The organism is Streptomyces viridifaciens (assembly GCF_001888885.2).
Classification (GTDB): Bacteria; Actinomycetota; Actinomycetes; order Streptomycetales; family Streptomycetaceae; genus Kitasatospora; species Kitasatospora aureofaciens.
Genome location: NZ_CP090841.1, coordinates 3,160,452 through 3,183,346, shown reverse-complemented (window position 1 = coordinate 3,183,346; position 22,895 = coordinate 3,160,452). Strand labels below are relative to the sequence as shown.

The 22,895-nt window shown below is 73.1% G+C and carries 22 protein-coding genes; 11 read left to right on the top strand and 11 right to left on the bottom strand.

Annotated features, from left to right (window positions below; all coding sequences use genetic code 11):
• Window positions 1-57: 57 nt before the first annotated feature.
• The gene (locus tag BOQ63_RS21170; protein WP_030552677.1) at window positions 58-726 is read left to right on the top strand and encodes a DUF4097 family beta strand repeat-containing protein; all 669 of its coding nucleotides are present in this window, start codon (window positions 58-60) and stop codon (window positions 724-726) included.
• 34 nt (window positions 727-760) lie between these two features.
• Entirely contained in the window at window positions 761-1,849 is a 1,089-nt protein-coding gene (locus BOQ63_RS21165; protein ID WP_072654789.1) for a serine hydrolase domain-containing protein, read from the top strand.
• Window positions 1,850-1,866: 17 nt separating this feature from the next.
• Here BOQ63_RS21165 and BOQ63_RS21160 read toward each other — a convergent pair whose 3' ends face one another.
• The 3 genes from BOQ63_RS21160 to BOQ63_RS21150 all read right to left on the bottom strand — a co-directional run bounded on the left by BOQ63_RS21160 (window position 1,867) and on the right by BOQ63_RS21150 (window position 3,193).
• Entirely contained in the window at window positions 1,867-2,265 is a 399-nt protein-coding gene (locus BOQ63_RS21160) for a hypothetical protein (RefSeq protein ID WP_051747069.1), read from the bottom strand.
• A gap of 71 nt (window positions 2,266-2,336) precedes the next feature.
• Window positions 2,337-2,573: a hypothetical protein gene (locus BOQ63_RS21155; protein WP_051747070.1), complete on the bottom strand. Its 237-nt coding sequence runs from the start codon at window positions 2,571-2,573 to the stop codon at window positions 2,337-2,339.
• 59 nt (window positions 2,574-2,632) lie between these two features.
• Complete coding sequence (locus tag BOQ63_RS21150; RefSeq protein WP_030287131.1) at window positions 2,633-3,193, bottom strand: GNAT family N-acetyltransferase; 561 nt, start codon at window positions 3,191-3,193, stop codon at window positions 2,633-2,635.
• 262 nt (window positions 3,194-3,455) lie between these two features.
• Between BOQ63_RS21150 and BOQ63_RS21145 the strand changes: the two genes are divergently transcribed.
• Window positions 3,456-3,983: a hypothetical protein gene (locus BOQ63_RS21145; protein WP_030287133.1), complete on the top strand. Its 528-nt coding sequence runs from the start codon at window positions 3,456-3,458 to the stop codon at window positions 3,981-3,983.
• 108 nt (window positions 3,984-4,091) lie between these two features.
• Here BOQ63_RS21145 and BOQ63_RS21140 read toward each other — a convergent pair whose 3' ends face one another.
• Window positions 4,092-4,646: an NIPSNAP family protein gene (locus BOQ63_RS21140; protein ID WP_072654788.1), complete on the bottom strand. Its 555-nt coding sequence runs from the start codon at window positions 4,644-4,646 to the stop codon at window positions 4,092-4,094.
• Window positions 4,643-5,122, bottom strand: coding sequence for a hypothetical protein (locus tag BOQ63_RS21135; protein WP_072654787.1), 480 nt, complete (start codon window positions 5,120-5,122; stop codon window positions 4,643-4,645). The genes BOQ63_RS21140 and BOQ63_RS21135 overlap by 4 nt, the downstream gene beginning before the upstream one ends.
• A 64-nt stretch (window positions 5,123-5,186) precedes the next feature.
• Here BOQ63_RS21135 and BOQ63_RS21130 point away from each other — a divergent pair, with 64 nt between their 5' ends.
• Window positions 5,187-6,116, top strand: a complete 930-nt coding sequence (locus BOQ63_RS21130; protein ID WP_072654786.1) for a helix-turn-helix transcriptional regulator — start codon at window positions 5,187-5,189, stop codon at window positions 6,114-6,116.
• Window positions 6,117-6,120: 4 nt separating this feature from the next.
• Here BOQ63_RS21130 and BOQ63_RS21125 read toward each other — a convergent pair whose 3' ends face one another.
• Window positions 6,121-6,327, bottom strand: coding sequence for a DUF397 domain-containing protein (locus BOQ63_RS21125; protein WP_030287141.1), 207 nt, complete (start codon window positions 6,325-6,327; stop codon window positions 6,121-6,123).
• Between the two features lie 198 nt (window positions 6,328-6,525).
• Between BOQ63_RS21125 and BOQ63_RS21120 the strand changes: the two genes are divergently transcribed.
• Genes BOQ63_RS21120 through BOQ63_RS21110 form a run of 3 tightly spaced genes read left to right on the top strand, consistent with a single transcriptional unit; the run spans window position 6,526 to window position 12,966 of the window.
• Window positions 6,526-7,977, top strand: coding sequence for a TIR-like protein FxsC (locus tag BOQ63_RS21120; protein ID WP_050366628.1), 1,452 nt, complete (start codon window positions 6,526-6,528; stop codon window positions 7,975-7,977).
• The gene (gene fxsT / locus BOQ63_RS21115; RefSeq protein WP_079183692.1) at window positions 7,974-11,972 is read left to right on the top strand and encodes an FxSxx-COOH system tetratricopeptide repeat protein; all 3,999 of its coding nucleotides are present in this window, start codon (window positions 7,974-7,976) and stop codon (window positions 11,970-11,972) included. The genes BOQ63_RS21120 and fxsT overlap by 4 nt, the downstream gene beginning before the upstream one ends.
• Before the next feature lie 31 nt (window positions 11,973-12,003).
• A complete protein-coding gene (locus BOQ63_RS21110) occupies window positions 12,004-12,966 on the top strand; it encodes a 2-hydroxyacid dehydrogenase (RefSeq protein ID WP_030287147.1) in 963 nt (320 codons plus the stop codon).
• A gap of 3 nt (window positions 12,967-12,969) precedes the next feature.
• On the opposite strand, the gene BOQ63_RS21105 is transcribed toward BOQ63_RS21110, so the two are convergent.
• The 3 genes from BOQ63_RS21105 to BOQ63_RS21095 all read right to left on the bottom strand — a co-directional run bounded on the left by BOQ63_RS21105 (window position 12,970) and on the right by BOQ63_RS21095 (window position 15,738).
• The gene (locus BOQ63_RS21105) at window positions 12,970-13,824 is read right to left on the bottom strand and encodes an alpha/beta fold hydrolase (RefSeq protein ID WP_030287149.1); all 855 of its coding nucleotides are present in this window, start codon (window positions 13,822-13,824) and stop codon (window positions 12,970-12,972) included.
• Window positions 13,825-13,846: 22 nt separating this feature from the next.
• Window positions 13,847-14,746, bottom strand: a complete 900-nt coding sequence (locus BOQ63_RS21100) for a DUF4231 domain-containing protein (protein ID WP_030287151.1) — start codon at window positions 14,744-14,746, stop codon at window positions 13,847-13,849.
• 227 nt (window positions 14,747-14,973) lie between these two features.
• Window positions 14,974-15,738, bottom strand: a complete 765-nt coding sequence (locus tag BOQ63_RS21095) for a sugar isomerase domain-containing protein (protein WP_072654785.1) — start codon at window positions 15,736-15,738, stop codon at window positions 14,974-14,976.
• 222 nt (window positions 15,739-15,960) lie between these two features.
• Between BOQ63_RS21095 and BOQ63_RS21090 the strand changes: the two genes are divergently transcribed.
• The gene (locus BOQ63_RS21090; protein ID WP_030287155.1) at window positions 15,961-16,653 is read left to right on the top strand and encodes an iron-dependent transcriptional repressor DtxR; all 693 of its coding nucleotides are present in this window, start codon (window positions 15,961-15,963) and stop codon (window positions 16,651-16,653) included.
• Window positions 16,654-17,072: 419 nt separating this feature from the next.
• On the opposite strand, the gene BOQ63_RS21085 is transcribed toward BOQ63_RS21090, so the two are convergent.
• Complete coding sequence (locus BOQ63_RS21085; RefSeq protein WP_033347773.1) at window positions 17,073-17,777, bottom strand: bifunctional DNA primase/polymerase; 705 nt, start codon at window positions 17,775-17,777, stop codon at window positions 17,073-17,075.
• Window positions 17,778-18,082: 305 nt separating this feature from the next.
• Here BOQ63_RS21085 and BOQ63_RS21080 point away from each other — a divergent pair, with 305 nt between their 5' ends.
• Entirely contained in the window at window positions 18,083-19,459 is a 1,377-nt protein-coding gene (locus BOQ63_RS21080) for an NsdA family TPR-like regulatory protein (protein WP_030287159.1), read from the top strand.
• Between the two features lie 163 nt (window positions 19,460-19,622).
• The gene (locus BOQ63_RS21075) at window positions 19,623-20,834 is read left to right on the top strand and encodes a hypothetical protein (protein ID WP_150476027.1); all 1,212 of its coding nucleotides are present in this window, start codon (window positions 19,623-19,625) and stop codon (window positions 20,832-20,834) included.
• A gap of 47 nt (window positions 20,835-20,881) precedes the next feature.
• Here BOQ63_RS21075 and BOQ63_RS21070 read toward each other — a convergent pair whose 3' ends face one another.
• Window positions 20,882-22,180, bottom strand: a complete 1,299-nt coding sequence (locus tag BOQ63_RS21070) for an ABC transporter substrate-binding protein (protein ID WP_046386045.1) — start codon at window positions 22,178-22,180, stop codon at window positions 20,882-20,884.
• Between the two features lie 173 nt (window positions 22,181-22,353).
• Here BOQ63_RS21070 and BOQ63_RS21065 point away from each other — a divergent pair, with 173 nt between their 5' ends.
• Entirely contained in the window at window positions 22,354-22,869 is a 516-nt protein-coding gene (locus BOQ63_RS21065) for an SCO4402 family protein (protein WP_072654783.1), read from the top strand.
• Window positions 22,870-22,895 lie beyond the last annotated feature (26 nt).

Here is a 22,895-nt window from a genome sequence, read left to right as displayed (position 1 = left end):
TTCATCAGAAAGCGGCGGGCCGAAGGGGCCGACGCCGTGGAAGAGAAGGAGCGCACGATGCAGAAGTTCGCCACCCCCACCCCGGTCTCGGTCGTCCTGGACATCCCCGCCGGCCGCATCCGGTTCATCGCCGCGGACCGTACCGACACCGTGGTCGAGGTCCGGCCCGCCGACGCCACCAAGAGCCGTGACGTGAAGGCCGCCGAGCGGATCGAGGTCCGGTACGCCGACGGCGTGCTGCGGATCCAGGCTCCGGAGGCGGAGAACCGGCTCCTCGGCAACTCCGGCACCGCCGAGGTGACCGTCCAACTGCCGGTCGGCTCCCGGGTCGAGGCCAAGGCCGCGCTCGGCGAGTTCCGGGGCGTCGGCCGCCTCGGCGACGTCACCCTCCGGGCCGCGCAGGGCACCGTCAAGCTCGACGAGACCGCCGGCGCCCACCTCACCCTCCAGGCCGGGGACATCGCCGTCGGCCGGCTCGGCGGCCCCGCCGAGATCCGCACCCAGAAGGGCGACCTCCAGATCGCCGAAGCCGTCGGCGGCGACGTCACCCTGCGCACCGAGTACGGGCAGATCGCCGTCGGCGCCGCCCGCGGGATCTCCGCCGCCCTCGACGCCGGCACCGGCCACGGGCGGATCCACAACGCCCTGAGGAACGCCGACGGCACCCCCGGGCTGACCATCCACGCCACCACCGGCTACGGCGACATCACCGCCCGCAGCCTCTGAACCGAACCTCCGACGGAAGGAAGAAGGACCGACCATGAGCGGGAACACCACCCAGGACCGCCCCGACCTGCAGAAGGCCGTCCAGGACGTCGTGGACGTCGGCTTCGCCGGGATACAGATGCGGGTGTACGACGAGAGCGGGGAGTGGGCCGGCAGCGCCGGGGTGCACAAGCTGGGTGGGAGCGCGAAGCCGTCCACCGAAGGGCAGTTCTGGATCGGCAGCACCACCAAGACCTTCGTCGCGACGCTGGTGCTGCACCTGGTCGCCGACGGCGCGATCGGGCTGGACTCCCCAGTGGCCGAGCACCTGCCCCGGTTCGGCCTGGACGAGCGGATCACCGTACGGATGCTGCTCCAGCACACCAGCGGCCTCTACAACTGCACCGGTGAGTTGGACGCCGACGGGACGTTCGTGCCCGGGCTGCCGTCGGTCGGCAAGGCGTGGGTGGAGAACCGGTTCCACAACTACCGACCGGACGAGCTGGTGCGGTTCGCGCTGACGAAGCCGGCGCGGTTCGAGCCCGGCACCGACCAGAGCTACTCCAACACCAACTACACGCTGGCCGCGCTGCTGGTCGAGGCGCTCAGCGGCCGCTCGTACGCCGAGGAGATGCAGCGGCGGATCCTGCGGCCGCTCGGACTGCGGGACACCGTGGTGCCGGGCGACTCGCCGGACATCCCCGGCCCGCACGCCCACGGCTACTACCGCTACCAGGACGGCGAGGAGTGGAAGGTCGTGGACGTCTCCCGGCAGAACTCCTCGCTGCTGACCGGCTCCGGGGACATGATCTCCACCACCCGCGACCTGCACGTCTTCTTCGCCGGACTGCTCGGCGGCCGCCTCCTCCCGGCCGCACTGCTGGACGAGATGCGGACACCGCACGGCCCGCTCGGCTACGGACTCGGCCTCTTCGTCCAGGAGTTGGGTCCGGAGAACGGCGACGTCACCATCGTCCACCACAACGGCGGCGCCCCCGGCGGCTACGGCGCACTGATGATCAGCACCCCGGACGGGAGCCGGACCCTCGCCGCCGGACTGACCACCGGCGACTCGGACGCGGACCCGGCGAAGGAGTTCCCGAAGGCGCTCAACGGGCTGATCGCGGCGGTGTTCTGCCGCTGACTCCCTCGCCCCGGTCGCTACGGGAAGACGGGGACGCCGTCGGCATCGATCCACGGTTGCCGGCCCGGTTGCCGGCCAACCATCGCCCATACGGCGTGCGCCGCCGCGAACTTCACGTCGCCAGGGCCCGTGTCCACCGGCGAGGTCACGATCTCGACGACGGACACGGACAGCCCGCGGCTCTCCTCGGGAAGCCGTGCCAGCGCGTACCGGACGCCGTCCAGCGCCTCTGCTCGGAACTGCTCGTCACCGACCTGGACGGCACCGACGGTGGGCCCGTAGGACCGAACGCGCCACCCGAACACGTCCGCGCCCACCTGGACAGCGGGCTCGGCCGACGTCTCTCCGCTCACCGTGACCCGGGCGAAACGTGCCCACCGGCTCGTCTGACGGAGCAGCTTGTAGCTTCCTTCCACGCCCGACATCCTTTCCGACGCCCGGACCGCACACGGCTCCCCCCTCGGGACGCTTGCGGGCCGGGCCCCGGCTAGAACGACGCCTCGACCGCTTCGTCCACCCGGCCGACGGCCTCCTGCTGGAACTGCTGGTCGGTGACGGCGGGGCCGCCGTCCGGCCGCTCGGTGCCGAAGAACAGCTCGGTCCGGGTGTACGGATCGTGCGGCGCGGTCGGGGTGCCCGCCGCACCGGCGACGGGGGCGAGAGCCGCACCCGTCATCAGTACGGCGGCGCCGGCGAACAGCCCGGCCCAGGTTCTGGTTTCCATGATGTGGTCAACGGCCGGACCGGCCGGGGGACGCAGTGGTTCAGCCGCCTGGGCGAAGGCTACCGGCGTTGCTGCCACGTGCGCCGGGTGAGCTCGTACTCGACCTCGCCGTGCTCGGACCCGGGGATCGGGTGCGGCCAGTCCCCGGTGAAGTGCCGGAGGAACGACAGGCCCGACTTCTCCATCACGCGCCGGGAGCGGGTGTTGACGGCCATGGTGTTCGCGGTGACCCGCTCGACCCCCAGATCGGTGAAGCCCTTGTCGATCAGGGCCAGCGAGCCCTCGGTGGCGTAACCCTTGCCCCAGGCCGCCCGGTTCAGCCGGTAGCCGAGCTCGACGACGGCGGGGCTGTGGTCGTCGAGGGGGCGGAACTCGAACCAGCCCAGGAACCGGCCCGTGGCCCTCTCCTCGGCGGCCCAGAAGCCACGGGTGCCGGAGCAGGCGTGGTCGTGGAGGAGACGCGGCAGGATCCGGGTCTCGACGGCCTCCCGGCTGGTCGGCTCACCGCCGTTGATGAAGCGCATGACCTCGGGGTCGTTGTCGAGCGCGTGGAGGTGGTCGGTGTCGCCTGCGGTGAACGGGCGCAGCAGGAGTCGTGCGGTCTGGAGGAAGACGTGCATGGTGGTGATCCTGGCTGCCTCACGAGCGGCGTGCCACCGGATATCCGCGCCCCGGCGACGGGCCGGGGCGCGGGGGAGCGCTCAGGCGACGAAGCGGTCGAACTCGCCGGCCTTGGCGCCGCTGATCCAGGCGTGGAGCTTGGCGCGGGTGGTTGTTCCCGGCGGTTCCGGGAGCGTCACGCCGGGTGACAGGCGTGCGGGCCCCGCTCGCCGGAGCGGGGCCCGCGCCGGGGTGTCGGTCCCCGTTCCTAAGCTCAGCGGCATGCCAGATGCCTACACCGTGTTGTGGACCCAGGACACCTGCCGCGAACTGCGCAAAGAGGGCCGCGTGGGTCAGCGGCCGCCAGTCGCCTTCAGCGGGGCGCACCAGTCGCTGCCCGCCTGGTCGGGTGCCCGAGTCGGGGACGAGGTGTACGCGCTGCACGTCAAGCAGCGCGAGGTGTTCGTGGTGAGCCGGATGCGGATCGTCGACCGCGAACGCGGCGACTGCTGCGGCGCCGAGCCGGAGACCTGGCGGGACCCTGGGTTCCCCGGGCACGCCGACTGGTGGATGCTCGGTGCCGGCGGCTGCGGCGCCGACGCCGTCCACGTGGACGCCACGCCCGTCCGCTTCGACCAGCGAATACCGGGCGACCTCCTGCCACGCCTGACCTGGCGCAACCGCCGGAACCAGACTCGGGGGCTGAAGTACGTGGTGGACGGGCGCCTCGAACGCTTCGTCAGCCTCCAGGGCTTCTACCGGCTGACTCCGGAGTCGGCCGACGAACTGGCGGAGCTCGTCGGGGCCTGAGGGCGTCGGGCCGTCAGGCCGCGCCCAGCGCCTCGGCCACGGCCGCACGCACGGCCGGGCTGGTTGTGCAGGAAGTCGGGCCGGCCGACTTCCTGCGCACCCAGCCCCCTAACCCTTCACGGGCTCCAGGCGGAGGTGCTGGTGGGGCCAGGGTGGGGGCTCCTCGACCGCGCCGAACCAGAGGCGGGCGTCCTCGCCGGTGCGGACGGGGAGTTGGGGGAAGTCGTTCTCGGCGTGTTCGGTGCGGTGGAGGGCGTGCTCGGGGCCGAGGTGGCGGGCGGCCCAGGTGTCGAAGGCGGCCGCATCGGCGGGGTGGAAGACGGTGGCGCGCAGTTCGCGGCCGTCCGTCGGCAGGGCGAAGCCGGGGCCGCGCAGCAGCAGGACGTCGTCGCTGTCGATCATGGTCGCGTTGGCGGCGTCGCGGTGCTCCCGCCAGACCGGGCCGTAGTAGAACGCCTCCAGCGCGCGGCGGCGCTCCGCCATCGACGGGAAGGCGCGCAGCCAGACGAAGCGGTCCGGGTCGTCCAGGTCGCGGAAGCGGCCGCCGACGGTGATGCCGACCGCCTCCTGGCCGGTCACGAACTCCCGCTCGAACAGCTCGATCAGGGTCTCGCGGGCGCCGGGGTGCAGCGTGTACCGGCGCAGTTCGACGACGAGGCTCATGCGTTGCCCAGCCCGTCGAAGGCCGGACCGGTGCGGGTGAAGTCCATGGTCCAGTTGAGTTCCCAGGAGCGGCCGCCGTCGGCGGAGAACTCCTGCTCCCAGCGGGCGCTGTCCGGGCCGAGGCGGTACCAGGTGAAGTGCACGCGGATCGGGCGGCCGCCGAGGGTGTCCTCGCCGTGGAAGTCGCCCCGGTCACCGGTGAAGCCGCCGGTCACCGGGGGGTCCAGCCGGCCGGTCCGGCTGTCGGACCAGTGGATCGCCCACTGCTCGGTCTCCCGGTCGAACAGCCGCAGGGTGACGCCCCGGAGGCCGCGGGTGGGGAAGGTGATCTCGTCGATGTTGCCGGCGCCCCCGAACAGCGGCCGGACCACCGAGTGGCCGGGGAACTCCTCCCAGGCCCCGCCACCGGAGAGCGGTGCGGTGAGACGGCGATTGGCCACGTCCCACGTGCCGTACAGGAAGTCGAAGTCGTTCATGCGGCGCAGGCTAGGGGCACTCCACTGACAACGCCTGTCAGTGGAGTCGGGAAGACTGGGCGGCATGCGCGCGAGTCGGCTCGTCAACCTGCTGCTCCTCCTCCAGAACCGGGGCCGGATGACCGCCCGGCAGCTGGCCGAGGAGCTGGAGGTGTCCGCCCGGACGGTCTACCGGGACGTCGAGGCGCTCGCCGCCGCCGGGATCCCGCTGTACGGCGAGGCCGGGCACGCGGGCGGCTACCGGCTGGTCGACGGATACCGGACCCGCCTCACCGGGCTGACCGCCGACGAGGCGCAGGCCGCCTTCCTGGCCGCGCTCCCCGGCACCGCCGCCGAACTCGGCCTCGGTGAGGCGCTCGCGACCGCCCAGCTCAAGCTGAGGGCGGCTCTCCCGGCCGAGCTGCGCGAGCACGCCGGACGGATCCAGGAGCGCTTCCTGCTGGACGCCCCCGGCTGGTACGGCGACGCGGACGAGACCCCGCACCTGGCGGCCGTCGCCGCCGCGGTCTGGGGCCGCCGGGCGGTGGTGCTGCGGTACCGGCGCTGGCGGGCGCCGGAGGAGATCGAGCGCAGGGTGGAGCCGTACGGGCTGGTGCTCAAGGCGGGCCGCTGGTACCTGGTGGCCGGCGGGCCGTCCGGGACGCGCACCTACCGGGTCGACCAGATCATCGAACTCGGCGAGCAGCGCGAGGAGTTCGCCGTACCGGACGGCTTCGGGCTGGCTGCCTACTGGCAGGGCTACCTGGCGGACTTCCGTGCCCGGCTGCACACCGGTGAGGCGCTGGTGCGGCTGACCCCGGAGGGCGCCCGCCGCCTCGGGGTGGCGCCGGCGGAGGGCGGCTGGACGCGGGCCCGGGTGCCGATCGAGTCGGTCGACCACGCCCACGGGGAGTTCCTGCGCCTGGGCGCCGAGGTCGAGGTCCTTGAGCCGGCCGAACTCCGGGACCGCATCGCGGGGACGGTCAGGGCGCTCGCCGCCCGCTACGACGGGTGAGCGCTCAGAGCCCCACGAAGTGGTCGAACTCGCCGTCCTTGGCGCCCAGGATCCAGGCGTTGAGCTTGGTACGGGTGGTGGTGACGACCAGCTCGGGGTTGTCGGACTCGCGGATGTAGACGAACTCGCCCTCGGAGGCGATCTCCAGCCAGTTGGCCTGGTCGGTGCTGAAGCTCGACCTCTGCCAGTCGAGCTGCTCCGTGCGCTCCATGCGTACCCCTCCTGATCGTTCACTACGGCCGCAACGAGGGTACTGCTCAACGAAAGAACACAGCGGCATCGTTTCGGTCATGTCAATTCGTGCGAGACGTTGTGCTATTCCATTGGGGTGTCAGTCGTTCCTACACTGAGACCCCGCCGCACGGGGGCTGCGGGAGGCAGGTTGCCGACGGGCCCGGGGGAGGCACGTGTGACTGACCGGGGCTGGGACGAGGACGAGGCCCGGCCGTACTTCTTCCTCTCCTACGCGCACACCCCCAAGTCCGGTGCGCGCGGTGCCGGCGACCCGAACCACTGGGTCCGACAGCTGTACCGGGACCTCTGCGAGGCGGTGCTGCAACTCACCACCGTCCCGGCCGGGGTGCCGGTCGGATTCATGGACGAGTCCATGCACCAGGGCGAGTTGTGGGCCGAGCGGCTGTCCGAGGAGCTGGCGAGCTGCCGGGTGTTCGTGCCGCTGTACTCGCCCCGCTACTTCAACAGCGTCCCGTGCGGTCAGGAGTGGCACGCCTTCACCCGGCGCCCGGTGTACCCGGCGACCATCGACGCCGAGCGCACCAGCGGCATCGTCCCGGTGCTGTGGGCGCCGATGAGCCGCTACCGGCTGCCCAAGGTGGCCAGCGAACTCCAGTTCAACCACGCCGGGTTCGGGCCCGACTACGCCACCGAGGGCCTCTACGCGCTGATGAAGCTCAGCTACTTCCGCGCAGCCTACGAGCTGGCCGTGCACCGGCTGGCCGCGCGGATCGTGCAGGTCGCGGAGGAGACGGTGATCCCGGTCGGGCGCCGGCTGGACTTCAACACACTGCCCAGCGCCTTCAACGTGACCGCCCCGACCAAGCAGCTGCGGATCTCCGTACTCACCTACCACCAGGGCGAGTTGCCGCCCGACCGCAATCCCGACTTCTACGGCGCCCGGCGTACCGACTGGCACCCCTACCGTCCGGCCGGGTCGCCGATAGCTCAGCACGCGGTCCGCCTGGCGCGGCAGTTGGGGTTCCAGCCGACCGTGCACGAGTTCGACGACGAGGTCGAGTCGATCATCGAGGGCAACGCCGAGGCCCCCGGACTGCTGCTGCTGGACCGGTGGGCGCTGCGCGACCCGCACCGGCGCGAGCTGGTCCGCCGCTTCGACCGCTGCGACGCCACCTGGGTGAGCGTGCTGGAGCCGTGGAACAGCGACGACCCCGAGTGCGACGGCGGCGGCCGGGAACTGGTCGAGCTCAGCGACCAGATCCTGCGGATCACCCGGCGGGCCGGCCGCCCGAGCTTCCTCGGGGTGACCGGCCCGACCGGGCTGGACACCCTGGAGGACTTCGACGACGCCCTGCCCCGGGCGGCGATGAAGGCCAAGTACGCCTTCGAGAGCCGCACCAGGGCCGAACCCGAGGAACCGCCGACGCCCCGGCCGAGCCTGCGGGAGGCATTCCGGCGAGAGCCGGGGGCGTACGGGCCGGACGGCTTCGGCGGACACCGGCCCGACCAGTACGGTCCGGACCCCGTCGACCGGGACCACGACCCGGACGACGGGACCGACCACCGCAACGCCCGTACCAACGACCACCGCGACACCCGCGACGACCGTGACGGCGGCGATGACCCCGATGCTGGGATGGCGCCCTTGGGAGGACCGCACCGATGAGTGAGAACACCACCAGGAACTTCCGCGTCGGCGCCGCCGAGCTGGCCGCCGCGCGCGAGGCCGCCAGGCGAGCCGCGGAGCAGGACCGCCAGGGCCGGATCATCACCTTCTACTCCTACAAGGGCGGCACCGGCCGCACCATGGCCCTCGCCAACACCGCCTGGATCCTCGCCGCCAACGGCTTCCGGGTGCTCACCGTGGACTGGGACCTGGAGGCCCCCGGCCTCGCCAAGTTCTTCCACCCCTTCCTCGACCCGGCCTCCCTGGCCGGCACCACCGGGATGATGGACCTCATCGCCGAGTACCGCGAGGAGGCGCTGCGCCCGGTCGAGCACGCCGAGGGATGGCACCTGGACTTCGCCCGGGTGCACCCGCACGCGCTGTCGCTGTCCTGGCCGCACTTCCCGGCCGGCGGCAGCCTGGACTTCCTCTCCGCGGGCCAGTTCAACCGCGACTACTCCGAGGCCGTCACCCACCTCGACTGGGACATCTTCTACGACCGCTTCGACGGCGGGCAGTTCTTCGACGCGCTCAAGGCCGACATGTCCAAGCGCTACGACTACGTGCTGATCGACTCCCGCACCGGCCTGTCCGACATCGCCGAGATCTGCACCGTCCAGATGCCCGACGACCTGGTGGTCTGCTTCACCCTCAGCGACCAGTCCATCGACGGCGCCTCCCGGATCGCCCAGCACATCCACGACCGCTACCGCGACCGCGGCATCCGCATCCTGCCCGTCCCGATGCGCATCGACGAGGGCGAGAAGGAGAAGGCGGACGCCGGCCGCGCCCTCGCCCGGGTGCGCTTCGACGGCCTGCCCGCGGGCCTGAGCGGCGAGGAACTCGCCAGCTACTGGGGCTCGGTGGAGATCCCGTACCGGCCGTTCTACGCCTACGAGGAGATCCTCGCCACCTTCGGCGACCAGACCGGCACCCCCACCTCGATGCTGGCCGCCTGCGAGCGGCTCACCTCGATGATCACCGAGGGGCGGGTCACCGGCCTGCCGCCGGTCGACGAGGAGGTGCGGCTGCGCTACGTCGACGCCTTCACCCGCCGCCGCCCGTCCGTCCCCGCCGACCTCTACCTCTCCTACGTGCCCGAGGACCGGATGTGGGCGGACTGGATCGAGTCGGTACTGACCCGGGCGGGCTTCCGGGTGCTGCCGCGCGATCTCAGCGCCGGCACCGACCCGCGCGAGGAGACGGAGCGCGGCATCGACTCCGCCTACCGCACCGTCGCCGTGCTCTCGCCCGCCTACCAGCGCTCCCCGCAGGCCCGGGCGCTGTGGGAGTCGGTGGTCAACTCCGACCCCTCCGGCACCCGGCGCCAGCTGCTGCCGGTGCGCGTCGGCGACGTCCGGCTCACCGCGCCGTTCAGCAACCGCAACCCGGTCGACCTGGTCGGCCGCGACGAGGCCCAGTCCGTCCAGAGCCTGCTGCGGGCGCTGGGCCGCGGCGAAGCCCCGCTCGGCGACGCCCCCAGCGGCGGCCCGCGCTTCCCCGGCAGCAAGCCCTCGGTGTGGGACGTGCCGCCGCGCAACCCCTCCTTCACCGGCCGCGCCGCCGTGCTGGAGCAGCTCCGCAACCAGCTGCGCGGCGGCATGGCGGCCGTCCTGCCCACCCCGCAGACCCTGTACGGGCTCGGCGGCGTCGGCAAGACCCAGGTCGCGCTGGAGTACGCCCACCGCTTCATGTCCGACTACGACCTGGTCTGGTGGATTGACGCCGAGCAGACCGAGCTGGTCGCCCCCGCGCTCGCCGAACTCGCCCGCCGCCTGGGCCTGCGCGTCGGCGACTCCGTCACCGAGGCCGCCGAGGCCGCCCGGGAGGCACTGCGCCGCGGCGTGCCCACCTCCCGCTGGCTGCTGATCTTCGACAACGCCGACGAACCCGGCGAGATCCGCCGCTTCTTCCCCGGCGGCTCCGGCCACATCCTGGTCACCTCCCGCAACCAGGCCTGGACCGGGCACGCCGAGGCGCTGGAGGTCGACGTCTTCACCCGCGGCGAGAGCGTCGAGCACCTGTGCCGGCGCGCCCGCAGCCTCTCCCGGGCGGACGCCGACCGGGTCGCCGAGGCCGTCGGCGACCTGCCGCTGGCCGTCGAGGTGGCCGCCGCCTGGCTGGACACCACCGGCACCCCGGTGGACACCTACGTCAGCCAGCTGCACGCCGAGGCCGCCCGCGCGCTCGCCGTCGACCACCCCACCGACTACCCCACCCCGGTCGCCGCGACCTGGAACGTCTCGATCGGACGGCTGCGCCAGCAGTCCCCGGCCGCCGTGCGGCTGCTCCAGCTGTGCGCCTTCTTCGCGCCCGAGCCGATCTCCATGAACCTCTTCTACAGCGACCAGATGATCCGGGCGCTGGTGAAGTACGACGCCGACCTCAGCGACAAGTTCATGCTCGGCAAGGTCATCCAGGCGATCGGCCGGTACGCCCTGGCCAAGGTCGACGCCGGCAGCAACAGCTTCCAGGTGCACCGGCTCGTCCAGGCGGTGATCCGGGCCGGGATGAGCGACGACGAGCAGGAGATCGCCGTCCACGAGGTGCACCGCATCCTCACCGGCGCCCGGCCCGTCCTCGGCGACACCGACGACCCGGCCAACTGGCCCGCCTTCGACGAGATCTGGCCCCACCTGTCGCCCTCCAAGGCCCACAACTGCGACGAGGCCGACACCCGCCAGCTGCTCATCGACCGCGTCCGCTACCTGTGGAAGCGCGGCGAACTCGACCGCGCCCGCGACCTCGGCCACGCCCTGGACGCCGAGTGGACCAGCAAGCTCGGCGAGGACGACCGGCAGACCCTGCTGCTGCGCTTCCAACTCGCCAACGTGCTGCGCTCCCAGGGAAGTTACGCCGAGGCGCTGGCGTTGGACGAAGCCACCCTGGAGCGCCAGCGGGCGCTGCTCGGCGAGCACCACCCGTACACCCTGATGACGGCCGGCTCACTCGGCGCCGACCGCCGGGCGCTCGGCCGCTTCCAGGCCGCGCTCGACCTCGACCGGGAGATCCTCGACCAGTTCCGCGAGCTGTTCGGAGACGACAACCCGCGCACGCTCTCCATGGCGAACAACCTGGCGATCGACTACCGCCTCGTCGGCGAGAGCGAGGCCGCCCGCGAACTCGACCAGGAGACCCTGGACCGGCGCACCGCCGTGCTCGGACCCAAGCACCCGTACACCCTCATCACCAAGTCCGCCCTCGCCCGGGACCTGCGCGAACTCGGCGACTACCGCGGCTCGGTCGACCTGCTCCAGGAGGTCACCGCGGACTTCGGCGACGGCCTGGACCCGGGCCTGCCCGAGAGCCTGCGCAACGCCAAGTCCCTGGCCGTCTCACTGCGTCGGATGGGCCAGCTCGCCGAGGCCCGCCGGATCACCAAGGAGACCTACGAGCGCTACCTGGAGCGCTACGGCGCCGACGCCCCCGACGCGCTGGCCTGCGCGCTCAACCTGGCCGCCGACCACAGCGCCTTCGGCGACAAGGAAGCCGCCCGCGACCTGTGCGCCACCGTCTACGACGGCCACCGGCGGCTGTTCGGCGACGACCACCCCTTCACCCTGGCCTGTGCCAACAACCTCGGCATCTACCTGCGCGGCAGCGGCGACGTCCGGGGCGCCATCGAGACCGGCCGGGCCACCGTCGAGGGTCTGACCCGATCGGCCGGGCCGGACCATCCGTACACCCTCAACGCGATGATCAACCTGGCCAACGCCTACGGCGACGCCGGGCAGACCGAACTCGCCGAGGAACTCGGCCGGGCCGCGTACGCGGGACTGTGCGCGCGCTACTCCCCGCAGCACCCGGACGCGGTGGCCTGCGAGGCCAACCTGGCGATCACCCTGAGGGCGGCCGGCCGGCACACCCAGGCCGCCGAACTGCGCGCCCGGGCGATCTCCGAGCTGATCCGGCAGTTCGGCGAGGAGCACCCCAACACGGTGTCCGCGCGGGGCTGGAAGCGGATCAACCGCGACCTGGAGCCGCAGCCGGTGTGACCGGGGGAGGGGCGGGGTACCCTGCCGGACCATGGATACTCCGCCCCCGGTCCTGGTCACCCGGCGCCCCGCGCCCGGCGTCCTCGAACGGCTCACCGCCCGGTACGCCGCCACCTGCCGCGAGAGCGACCGGGAGCTGGAGCGGGCCGAACTGCTCGACGCCGTCCGCGGCCGCCGGGCCGTGCTGACCACCCTCAACACCCGGGTGGACGCCGAGTTCCTGGACGCGGCCGGCCCGCAGCTGGAGATCGTCGCCAACCACGCGGTCGGCTACCACAACATCGACCTCGCGGCCTGCGCCGAACGCGGCGTGGTGGTCACCAACACCCCCGGCGTGCTCACCAACGCCACCGCCGAGACCGCCTGGGCGCTGCTGCTGGCCGCCACCCGCCGGCTCGGCGAGGGCGAACGGCTGCTGCGCTCCGGAACGCCCTGGACCTGGGGCCCGAACTTCCTGCTCGGCCTGGAACTGGCCGGCACCCCGCTCGGCGTGCTCGGCATGGGCCGGATCGGGCAGTCGGTGGCCCGCCGGGCCCGCGCCTTCGACATGCCGGTCAGCTACCACAACCGCCGCGAACTGCCCGCCGAGCAGGCCGACGGCGCAGAGTGGAAGCCGCTGGAGGAACTGCTCGCCACCTCGACCGTGCTGGTCGTCACCTGCCCGTGCACCGAGGAGACCCGGCACCTGCTGGACGCCCGCCGGCTGGCCATGCTGCCGCCCGGCGCGGTGGTGGTCAGCATGACCGCCGGCGTGGTGGACGAGGAGGCGCTGGCCGCCGCACTGGAGTCCGGGGCGCTGTTCGCCGCCGCCGTGGACAACTTCGAGCACGAGCCGGACGTCCCGTCCGCGCTGCTCGCCCAGGAACGCGCGGTGCTGGTCCCGCACCTGGGCAGTGCCACCGTCCGCACCCGGCAGGCGATGGGCGGCCTGGCGGTGGACAACATCGTGGCCGTACTCGACGGCTCCGAGCCGCTGACGCCGGTGAAGCCGTAGCCGCTAACCGGCCGCCCAGGCCAGGGCCGTGGTCATCACCCGGAACGCCCCGAAGTGCGCGGCGCCGGGCTCCAGGAAGAGCTCGGCGCCGGGGATGTGGTCGGCCAGCCAACGGGAGTGGTCGACCGGCGAGAACTGGTCGTCGGCGCCGTGCCACAGCCAGGTCGGCACCCCGACCGACCCGACGTCGAAGCCCCAGTCGGCGGTGAAGGCCAGCACGTCGTCGATCCAGCCGTCCGCGCCGTGCCGGAACGCCTCCCGGTAGTTGCTCTGCAGCATCCTCCGCAGCCCGCTGTCCGCCACCACCTCCCGGTCGGTACCGGTGAGTTCGGTGCGCAGCCCGTTCAGCAGCCGGACCGGGTCGTCCTTGATCTGCCGGGAGCGGAACTCCATCGCGTCGGCGATCCGGCCGTGCCCGCGCTCCGCCTCCCGGTAGGCGCGGACGTTGGACGGGGTCATCCCCGCGTACCAGTCCAGGCCGGTCGCGTTGCGCGGCGCCAGCCCCACCAGCACCGCGACCCGGCTGACCCGCTCCGGCAGCATCGCCGCGCAGGCCAGCGCGTGCGGGCCGCCGCCGGACCGGCCCAGCACCGCGAAGCCGTCCAGCCCCAACTCGTCCGCGATGGTGCGCACATCGGCCGCCGCGTGCGACACCCGGCGGCCGAACAGCCGGGTGGAGTCCCCGTAGCCGGGCCGGTCGTAGGAGATCAGCCGCACCCCCAGCCGGTACAGCACGGTGCTGCGCGGGTGCGGGCCGACCCGGCTGCCGGGCATGCCGTGCAGCAGGAACACCGGACGGCCGCGCGGGTCGCCGAGGGACTCGACGGCCAGGGCCCGGCCGTCCGACGTCTTGACCATCCGTAACGCCACGCGTTCCTCCTCAGTGCTCCCGGTCGGTGGTGGTGCGCACCTCCCGGCGGGCCTGCCAGGTGGTGTGCTCGCGGGACACCGCGTCCTCGGCGTCCCGGGCCAGCCGGGCCCAGATCTCCTCGGCGTCCGGCGACTCCAGGTCCAGCCGGGCGAGTTGGAGGCGGATCAGCTCCAGCTCCTCGGCGGCCAGGCCGTACGCGGCGGCCAGCGGGCGGTACTGGCGCAGCTGCGCCCAGGCCGTCACCGAGGCGGCCACCGCCGAGACCGTGCCCAGCGCGTCGTAGGTGAACGCGCCGAGCGCCCGCAGCACCGCCAGCGCCAGGCCCAGCGCCGGCAGCAGTACGCCCAGCACGCCGGTCCAGTACCCGGCGCGGGCGCAGTAGCGGGCCTTGCTGCGGTACCAGTCGTGCTGCACCCGGATCCGCTCGTTCAGGTACACCTCGCGGCGCACCGCCAGCGGCTGCCCGCGCAGGTCGCGCATGGCCTCGGTGATCTCGATCCCGTTCGCCGGCACCGCCACCGGACCGTCCCGGAAGGCGCCCAGCACCCGCGTGAGCTGAAAGCGGTACAGCCCCTCGGCGTCCGGCAGGCTGCGCGGCGGCGGCTGGTAGGCGTCCGCCCGTACGGCGAACTTCCAGGCCAGCGTCTTCACCGACTCGGCGGCCGCCCGGCCCTCGTACCACAGGCCCTGCGGGTTCTGCCGGCTGATCACCACCGCCAGCGCCATCGCGCCCAGGTACCCTGCGGCGGCCGGCCAGGCCCACGGCTCGCCGTCGGCCGAGCCGGTCGCGGCGGCGACCAGCAGCAGCGCCAGCTCCCAGGCGGAGAGCAGCACCGCGCGGCGCTGGCCGCGCAGCGAGGCCGCGTCGGCGGCCCAGAAGAACTCGGGCAGCAGCTCCCGCTCGCGCACCCACCCGGTCCGTCCCGCCCCAGACGCCATGCTCGGCCCCCACCCGTCGCTCCGGTCCCTCCGCTCTCCTGCCCCGGGCGGCTTCCCGGTACGCCTGGCCCGGGCCGGGGCGGTCGGCAATGGCCGGGAAGCCCCGGTGAATTGTCCGGTACGGTCCGTAGTCGCACCAGCACCCGAAGTCATGGGTGGTGCCGGTGGCCGTACCGGTGCCGGCGGGGGTACGGGGCTCAGTAGGTGTAGAAGATGCGCTCGGCGTTGTCGGCCATCTGCTTCGCGTTCCACTCGGTGCCCCCCGGGACGTTGCCGGAGCGGAACAGCGGCGGTGCGGGAGCCTCCCCGGCGGCCGCCCGGTCCGCCAGCCGGCCGACCGCCGAGGCGACCACGGCCTGCATCAGCGCGCTGGTGACGAGGGTGGAGACCGGGCCGAAGGAGGTCTCGGCGCCCGGGTGGGACAGTTCGCCGTCGCCGACCGCGATCTTGTTGTCCAGCACCACGTCGCAGTGGTCCTTCAGGTAGGTGCCGGAGGGGTGCGCCGAGGGCACCTCGCCCGGGTAGGCCAGCGAGGTCACGCCGATCACCTTCAGCCCGCGGTCCCGGGCGTACCGGGCCAGCTCGACCGGCATCACCTGGCGGCCGGACAACGAGATCAGGAACAGCAGGTCCCCGCTGGTCGCCGGGGTCAGGTCCAGGGCCGAGGTGGCGAGCCCGGAGACCCGCTCCAGCGCGCTGGACAGCGGCGCGGGCATCATCGTCACCCCGGCCATCCCCGGGACGTTCAGCAGGTTCACCGGGACCAGTCCGCCGGCCCGGTAGACCACGTCCTGGGCCGGCAGCGAGGAGTGCCCGGCGCCGAAGGTGAAGACCCGGCGGCCCTCGGTGATCGCCTCGGCCAGCAGGGCGGCCGCCGCCTCGATGGTGTCGGCCTCCTCCTCGCGGACCCGGTTCAGGTGGGCGATCGCGGCGTCGAAGTAGCTGCCGACCAGGTCGTTCATCGGTTGCCTTCGCTCTCTGCCGGTGAGGGGGCCGGCCGGGTGGGGCGGCCGGGGGTGGTCCAGACCGCCAGTGGAGAAAGCTACGGCGAGCACGGTCGCGCCCCGGCGGCACCGCTGTCAACAGGAACGAAAACGGGTGGCGGAAGCCCCCGGGCGGGTCCGGTTGTCGGTGCGGTACGTCAGAATTGGCGGTGAGGACACCGAAGAACGGAGCCAGCGGCGATGTCTGGGCTGATCGACACCACTGAGATGTACCTTCGCACCATCCTGGAGCTGGAGGAAGAGGGCATCGTCCCGATGCGTGCCCGGATCGCGGAGCGCCTGGAACAGAGCGGCCCCACGGTCAGCCAGACGGTCGGCCGGATGGAGCGCGACGGGCTGCTCCAGGTCGCCGGGGACCGCCACCTCGAACTCACCGAGGAGGGCCGCCGGCTCGCCGTGCGCGTCATGCGCAAGCACCGCATCGCCGAGTGCCTGCTCGTCGACGTGATCGGCCTGGAGTGGGAGCAGGTGCACGAGGAGGCCTGCCGCTGGGAGCACGTGATGAGCGAGACGGTCGAGCGCAAGGTGCTCGCCATGCTCGGCCACCCGACCCAGTCCCCGTACGGCAACCCGATCCCGGGCCTGGACGAGCTGGGCGACACCAAGGCCGAGGGCGAGGGCTTCGACGCCGCGCTCGTCCCGCTGGACTCCGTCAAGCCCGGTGAGACCGGGGCGGACGTGGTGGTCCGCCGGATCGGCGAGCCGATCCAGACCGACAGCGCGCTGATGAGCACCCTGCGCCGGGCCGGCATCCGGCCGGGCTCGACGGTCAAGGTGACCACCGGGGTCGGCGGTGTGCTGGTCGGCAGCGGCGAGAACGCGGCGGAACTGGGCAAGGACATCGCCCAGCACGTGTTCGTCGCCCAGGGCTGAGGGCTCCGGCCTGCCGCTTCCTCCGCGACTCCCGCTGCGACAGCGCCGGGCCGGTACTGACGATCGGGGCCCGCTGCTCCCCGTGCAGCGGGCCCTTCCCGTCCTCCCCGTTCCCCTCCGCCCCTCCTGGTCCCCTCCACCGCCTCGCCCGGCTTCCCCGTCCGAGCGACCCTTCCGGCGTCCCCTCGCACCGCAATTCCTCCCCTCGGCCGATCATGGCAATCCTTGAGCGCTGTCACTCGTACGAGGGGCTTTTCCGGTTGACCAGCGGGTAGACCGAAGCCTTATCCGCAAATGCGTATGACGGGCCCCGTCTCCGGTGGGAGACAAGGCCCGTCACTCGCGCGCGTTGTGTCGCGCAGTGCTCGCCCTCACCCGATCGGCTCAGGGCGGCAGGATCCGGGGGCCGCTGCCCGGGGTCAGACCCCGGCTGGCTGGGCGGCCTGGAGCTGCTGGGCGGGCGCCTCGCGGCCGCAGGCGTACGCCAGCGGGCTGATCAGCTCGGCGGCGTCCGGCAGCCAGCGGTTGGACTCGGAGGGGGAGCGGGCCCACTGGGCGTAGCCGGTGGAGCCGACCCGGGACGGCGGGGCGACCGTCCAGTCCCCCTCGCCGCGGGCGACCAGGTCCAGCCGCCCGGGCGGCCAGCCCAGCTTGCGGAGCATCTCCGGCAGCTTGGCCGCGACCCCGGGCAGCACCAGGAAGTGCAGCCGCCGCCCGAGCCGCCCGGGCGAGGACGGCAGCACCGCGACCGGGCCGAGCTGGAGGTCCATCCGCTCCATCCGGGCCAGCGCCAGGCACCCGGCCGTCTCCGGCACGTCCAGGACGTCGAAGGACCGGCCGGTGGGCAGCAGGATCGACGCCCGGGGCCGTTCGGTCCACCAGCGCCGCACCGCGCCCGGCCCGGCGCTCGCCCGGCGGGCCCAGTCCGCGTCCATCGGGTGGGCTCCCGGCAGCGCGCAGCGCGGGTCGCCGCAGGAGCAGCGGGCGGGCCCGTCGCCGTCGATCAGCCAGGCGCCCGGGGCCACCTCCCAGTGGCGGTTCTCGGCGTAGCCGACGGCTTCGATCAGCAGCGGGGGCGGGCCGGCGGTCTCGTCCTGGCCGGGGGCGTCGGGGATCTCTTCCACGGGCTGCTCAACTACCGTGTGTGAGGCTGGTTACGGGCCGGGGGCCCCCGGTCGGCCGCATCCCGGCAATGTCACCCGAACCGGTGACTCACGCGAGTTGGTGCGGGCGGCGGCGGGCGCAGCGGGGGCGCACGGAAGCATTTCCCAGGGCGCGCGGGGGGTGCGGTTCGTCACCGTGGGTATCCCGCTGACGTTGCTGATCGCTAACCTGGTGTCAGATTCCTTGGACGGTCGGACAGTCGGCAACAGATCAGCACATCGTCGCCCGCCGGCCGGGACCGGAGGGTGTGGGGAGGCGAAGCCCAATGGCCGCGAGACCACTCGTCGCACGACAGCCCAACGAGCGCCTGCAGCAGCTGATCCAGGAGGCCAGCTGCTCCAACGCCGGCCTGGCCCGCAGGGTCAACCTGTGCGGCGCGGAGCACGGACTGGACCTGCGCTACGACAAGACCTCCGTCGCCCGCTGGCTGCGCGGCCAGCAGCCGCGCGGGCAGGCGCCGGCCGTGATCGCCGAGGCCCTCGGGCGCAAGCTCGGCCGCAGCGTGTCGGTCGAGGAGATCGGCATGGCCGACGGCAAGAACCTCAGCTCCGGCATCGGGCTGCAGTTCGCGCCGACCCTCGGCGCCGCGCTGGAGCAGGTGTGCGAGCTGTGGCGCAGCGACGTCGGCCGGCGGGACTTCCTGACCGGGGCGACGGTCGCCGCCTCCGCGCTGGTCGAGCCCAGCCGGGACTGGCTGATCACCCCGCCCGACCCGGTGGTGGCCCGCGGCGGCGGCCCCCGGGTCGGCCCGACGGACGTGGCCGCGATCAGGGCGACCACCACGATGCTGGTCGACCTGGACCACCGCTTCGGCAGCGGGCACGTGCGCCCGGTCGTCGTGCACTACCTCAACTCGGTGGTCTCCGGTCTGCTCGGCGGCGCCTACCGGGAGGAGACGGGACGCCAACTCTTCGCCGCGGTGGCCCGTTTGACCGAACTCGCCGGCTACATGGCGGTGGACACCGGGCAGCCCGGGCTGGCCCAGCGCTACTACATCCAGGCCCTGCGGCTCGCCCAGGCCGCCGACGACCGCGGCTACGGCGGCTACGTCCTCGCCGCCTCGATGAGCCACCTGGCGGCCACCCTCGGCAACCCGCGCGAGATCGCCCAGCTCGCCCGCGCCGCCCAGGAGGGCGCCCGGTCGGTCGCCACCCCGACGGCGATGGCGATGTTCTACGCCGCCGAGGCCCGCGGCCACGCCCTGCTCGGCGACGCCCGCTCCTGCGAGGCGGTGTCGGCCAAGGCGCTGGAGATGATGGAGAAGCGCCGCCCGGAGGACGACCCGGACTGGATCGCCCACTTCGACGACGCCTACCTCGCCGACGAACTGGCCCACTGTCACCGGGACCTCGAACAGGCCGGCCCGGCCGAGCACTACGCCCGGCGGGCGCTCGACCTGCACCCGCCGACCCGAGTGCGCCGGCGAGCGGTGGACCTCGTGCTGCTCGCCACCGCCCAGCTCCAGCAGCGCGACCTGGAACGCGCCTGCGAGACGGGCACCCAGGCGGTGCGGCTGCTGAGCGGGCTGCGCTCCAACCGGGGCGTGGAGTACCTGGACGAGTTCCGGCGCAGGCTGGAGCCCTACCGGGAGCAGCGGGTGGTGCGCGAGTTCCACGCCAGGGCGGACGCGGAGGCGGCCTGAGGACGGTCCGCGCTGGGAGCGGTGGGATTGTCCCGCCCACGTGGTCACCCGGTGAGGCGAACCGGTAGCGTGGGCGCGACGTCCAAGGAACTGTGATGCTCCCAAGAACCGACGAGATGTGGTCCGCCGACCGTGCGCGGTCCTGCACAGGTGAGGAATCGCGTTGAGTCAGCGCCGCTCGTACCCCAACTCCGGTGACTTCAACCTGGACGACCTGTTCCGCCCCGAGCCCGGCCAGCCCCAGGGCCAGCCGGGCCAGCCGCAGGGCCCCACGGCCGTGCCGCCGGTGGGCCAGCCGTCCGGTCAGCCGGAGTACCTGGGCGACGGCGCGCACACCCAGCAGCAGTGGGGTGCGGCGCCGCAGCCCGGTTACGGCGTCCCGCCGCAGGCCGACCCGGCGCCGGCCACCCAGCACCTGCCGCCGTACCCGGCCGGTGACCCCCAGAGCGGCGGCTACCCCGCGCCGCAGCCCGGTTACGGCGTACCGCAGCAGGCCGCGCCCGGCTACCAGGGGTACCCGCCGGCCGCGCAGCCGCAGACGCAGCAGCAGCCCGGCCACCCCGGGCAGGGCTACGGCCAGGGCGGCTACGCACAGGGCGCCCACGGCACCGACGGCTACGGGCAGGGCGGCTACGCACAGGGCGCCCACGGCACCGACGCCTACGGGCAGGGCGGCTACGGCCAGGCCGACCCGAACGCGACCCAGGGGGGCCGCCCGGGCCGCGGCGGCCGCTCCTCCAACAAGCTGATCATCGGCGGCGTGGTGGCGGGCTGCGCGGCGGCCGGCATCCTGGTCGCCGTTCTGATGAACGGCGGCGAGAACACCGACAAGTCCGGCCACAAGACCGCTCCGGTCGCCGCCACCGGCAGCACCGCCCCCGGCACGGCGAGCGCGAGCGGTTCCGGCGCCCCCGTCGACCCGGAGGTCAAGGCACAGGCGCAGCCGCTGTCCGACCTGCTGGGCACCGCGAGCGACAGCCGCAGCTCGGTGGTCTCCGCGGTTGCCTCGGTGCAGAAGTGCGACAAGCTCCCGGACTCGCAACAGGCCCTGACCGCCGCGGCCGGCAAGCGGCGGGAGCTGCAGACCAAGCTCGGCCAGCTGAAGACCGACAAGCTGCCCGGCGGCCAGCAGCTGATCGAGCAGCTCAACGCCGCCTGGACGGCCTCGGCCCAGGCGGACGACGAGTACGCGGCCTGGGCGACCGACGCCCAGTCCTCCTGCGACCCGAAGAAGCCGGACACCGGCAACCAGCACTACAAGAACGCCGTGCAGGCCAGCGGCACGGCGACCACCGCGAAGAAGCAGGCCTCGTCCCTGTGGAACACGATCGCCACCCAGACCGGCCTGCCCAGCCGCAGCGACGGCGACCTGTAACGCTGTCAAGGGCCGGCCCGGGCCGGCCCTTGACACGGGGCTCCGGCTCAGGCGGGCGGTCGGCCGCCGGTGAGCACCCAGCGGACGTCCACGAAGCCCGGCTGCTGCGGCGTCATCCGCCCGTTCCTGACCACCTGGTAGGTGATCCAGGTGTTGACCAGCCGCGGCGACTCGGTGCTGGGCAGCATGTTGGTGGTGCCCCAGTTCAGCGGCGGGGTGAGGCCGACGTCGATGCCCTCGCCGCTGTCCAGCAGGGCGGTGACGGTCTTCGAGCTGACCGGCTTGCCGGCCGCGGCCAGCTTCTCGGACACCACCCGGAACACCTCGTAGGCGACCCAGGTGGTCTGCACGCCCGGGTCGGAGACGTCGATGCTGTTGGCGCCGGTGGTGTCGGAGCGCACCACCGAGCGCAGCCCGTCCCAGATCCTGGCCGACTCCGGCGGGTACCAGCTGGTGACGAACGCCCCGGCCAGCGGGCCGGAGTCGCCGCCGGTGGAGTCGACCACCGACTGCTGGACGCTGCCGATCACCGAGGCGATCCGGGTGTTCTTCGGGGTGAGCCGCCGGTAGGCGTCCAGCAGGTTGCCGGTCGGCTCGGCGGCCATCGCGCTGGTGACGCAGTTGCCCGGCTCGTCCCTGCCGATCGCCTTGCGGGCCACCGCCGTGTAGTCGGAGGACTGCTCGGGCGCCTTGACGTCCAGCAGCTTCATCCCGGCGGGCTTGAGCGCGTTGCCCAGGTAGCCGAGCAGGCTGTCGCCGGCCGGGGTGTCCGGACGGATCAGCGCGACGGACCTGCAGCCGGCCTCGACCAACTGGCGGCCGCTGCCCGCGATCAGCGCGGGCATCCCACCGTCCACCGGGTAGGACAGCGGGCTGGAGAACTCGGGCTGGGAGAGGCCGTACCCGCCGATCAGCGGGATGCCGGCGCGCTCCAGCACCGGCATGAAGGCGTCGCCCCACTGGCTGTAGGAGCCGATCACGGCGGCCGCCCCGGCGTCCACCGCCTGCTGGGCGCAGGCCTTGGCGCCGTCGGCGGTGTTGTGCTCGTTGCAGGTGATCACGTGCAGCTTGTGGCCGTTCAACCCGCCCTTGAGGTTGACGTCCCGGCCGATCGAGTCGGCCAGCGCGGTCATGCCGGGGCGGTCGGCGGACCCGGTGCCGGACGGGGCCCAGGTCATCACCGTCAGGTCGTCGGCGTTGGTGGAGGCATCGGCCGGTCCGCCGCACGCGGAGGCCGAGAAGAGGGTGGGGAGCAGCGCCGCGGCGGTCACCGCGGCGGCGATCGGACGCCGGCGACGGCGGGCGATCGTGGGACGGGCCCGGAACGAGTCCCTTCGGCTGGTCATCGGTCTTCCCTCTCTGGGCGCCATCCGGCGCACCGGAAACAGCCAAGACCCGGTGCCGCAAGGCGAGAGGGCGGAAATGCGAACGCTCGGCAAACGGCGGCCGAAATCCGAAGGGGTACGCGTGTAGATCGCGAGTGGAGCACGAACAGACGGGGAACGTACGATCGTTCACCATGTCCGTCAGCACAGATTCTTCGCACCGGTCCGCCCGAAACACTTCTCGTCCGGGCCACCGCTCCAGCACGATGGGCGGCATGCCGCTAAACGACCTGCCCTGGTGGCGCTGGCGAGCCCGACTGCGCTCGGCGCTGCACATGCTGTCCGACCCCGGTTTCCAGCAGGAGGCCTGGCTGGCCGGACGGGAGGGCTACGGGGACGTGACCGACGCCGTCTACCGGCTGGTCGAGGACACCTGGCTGGACCGCTGGTCCGCCGAGAAGTACGTGGGCACGATCTTCCGGGACTCCGCCGAGGCCGCCCTGGTCGACGTCGCGGTGCTGCGCGCCGTGCAGATGCTGCACGAGGTCGGCGCTGACGCCCCCGCCTCCGCCTACCTCGGCCACCCCGGCTGGCCGGAGACCGTCCGGGCCGCCCGCGAGGCCCACGTCGCCCTGGCCGTCGGCGACGGGGAGGACCCGGACGCGGCACCCAGGTCGCTGGACGTGCTGCGGATCCTGACCCAGGTCTGAGGCCGCCCGTCCGCCGGGCGGTGCCG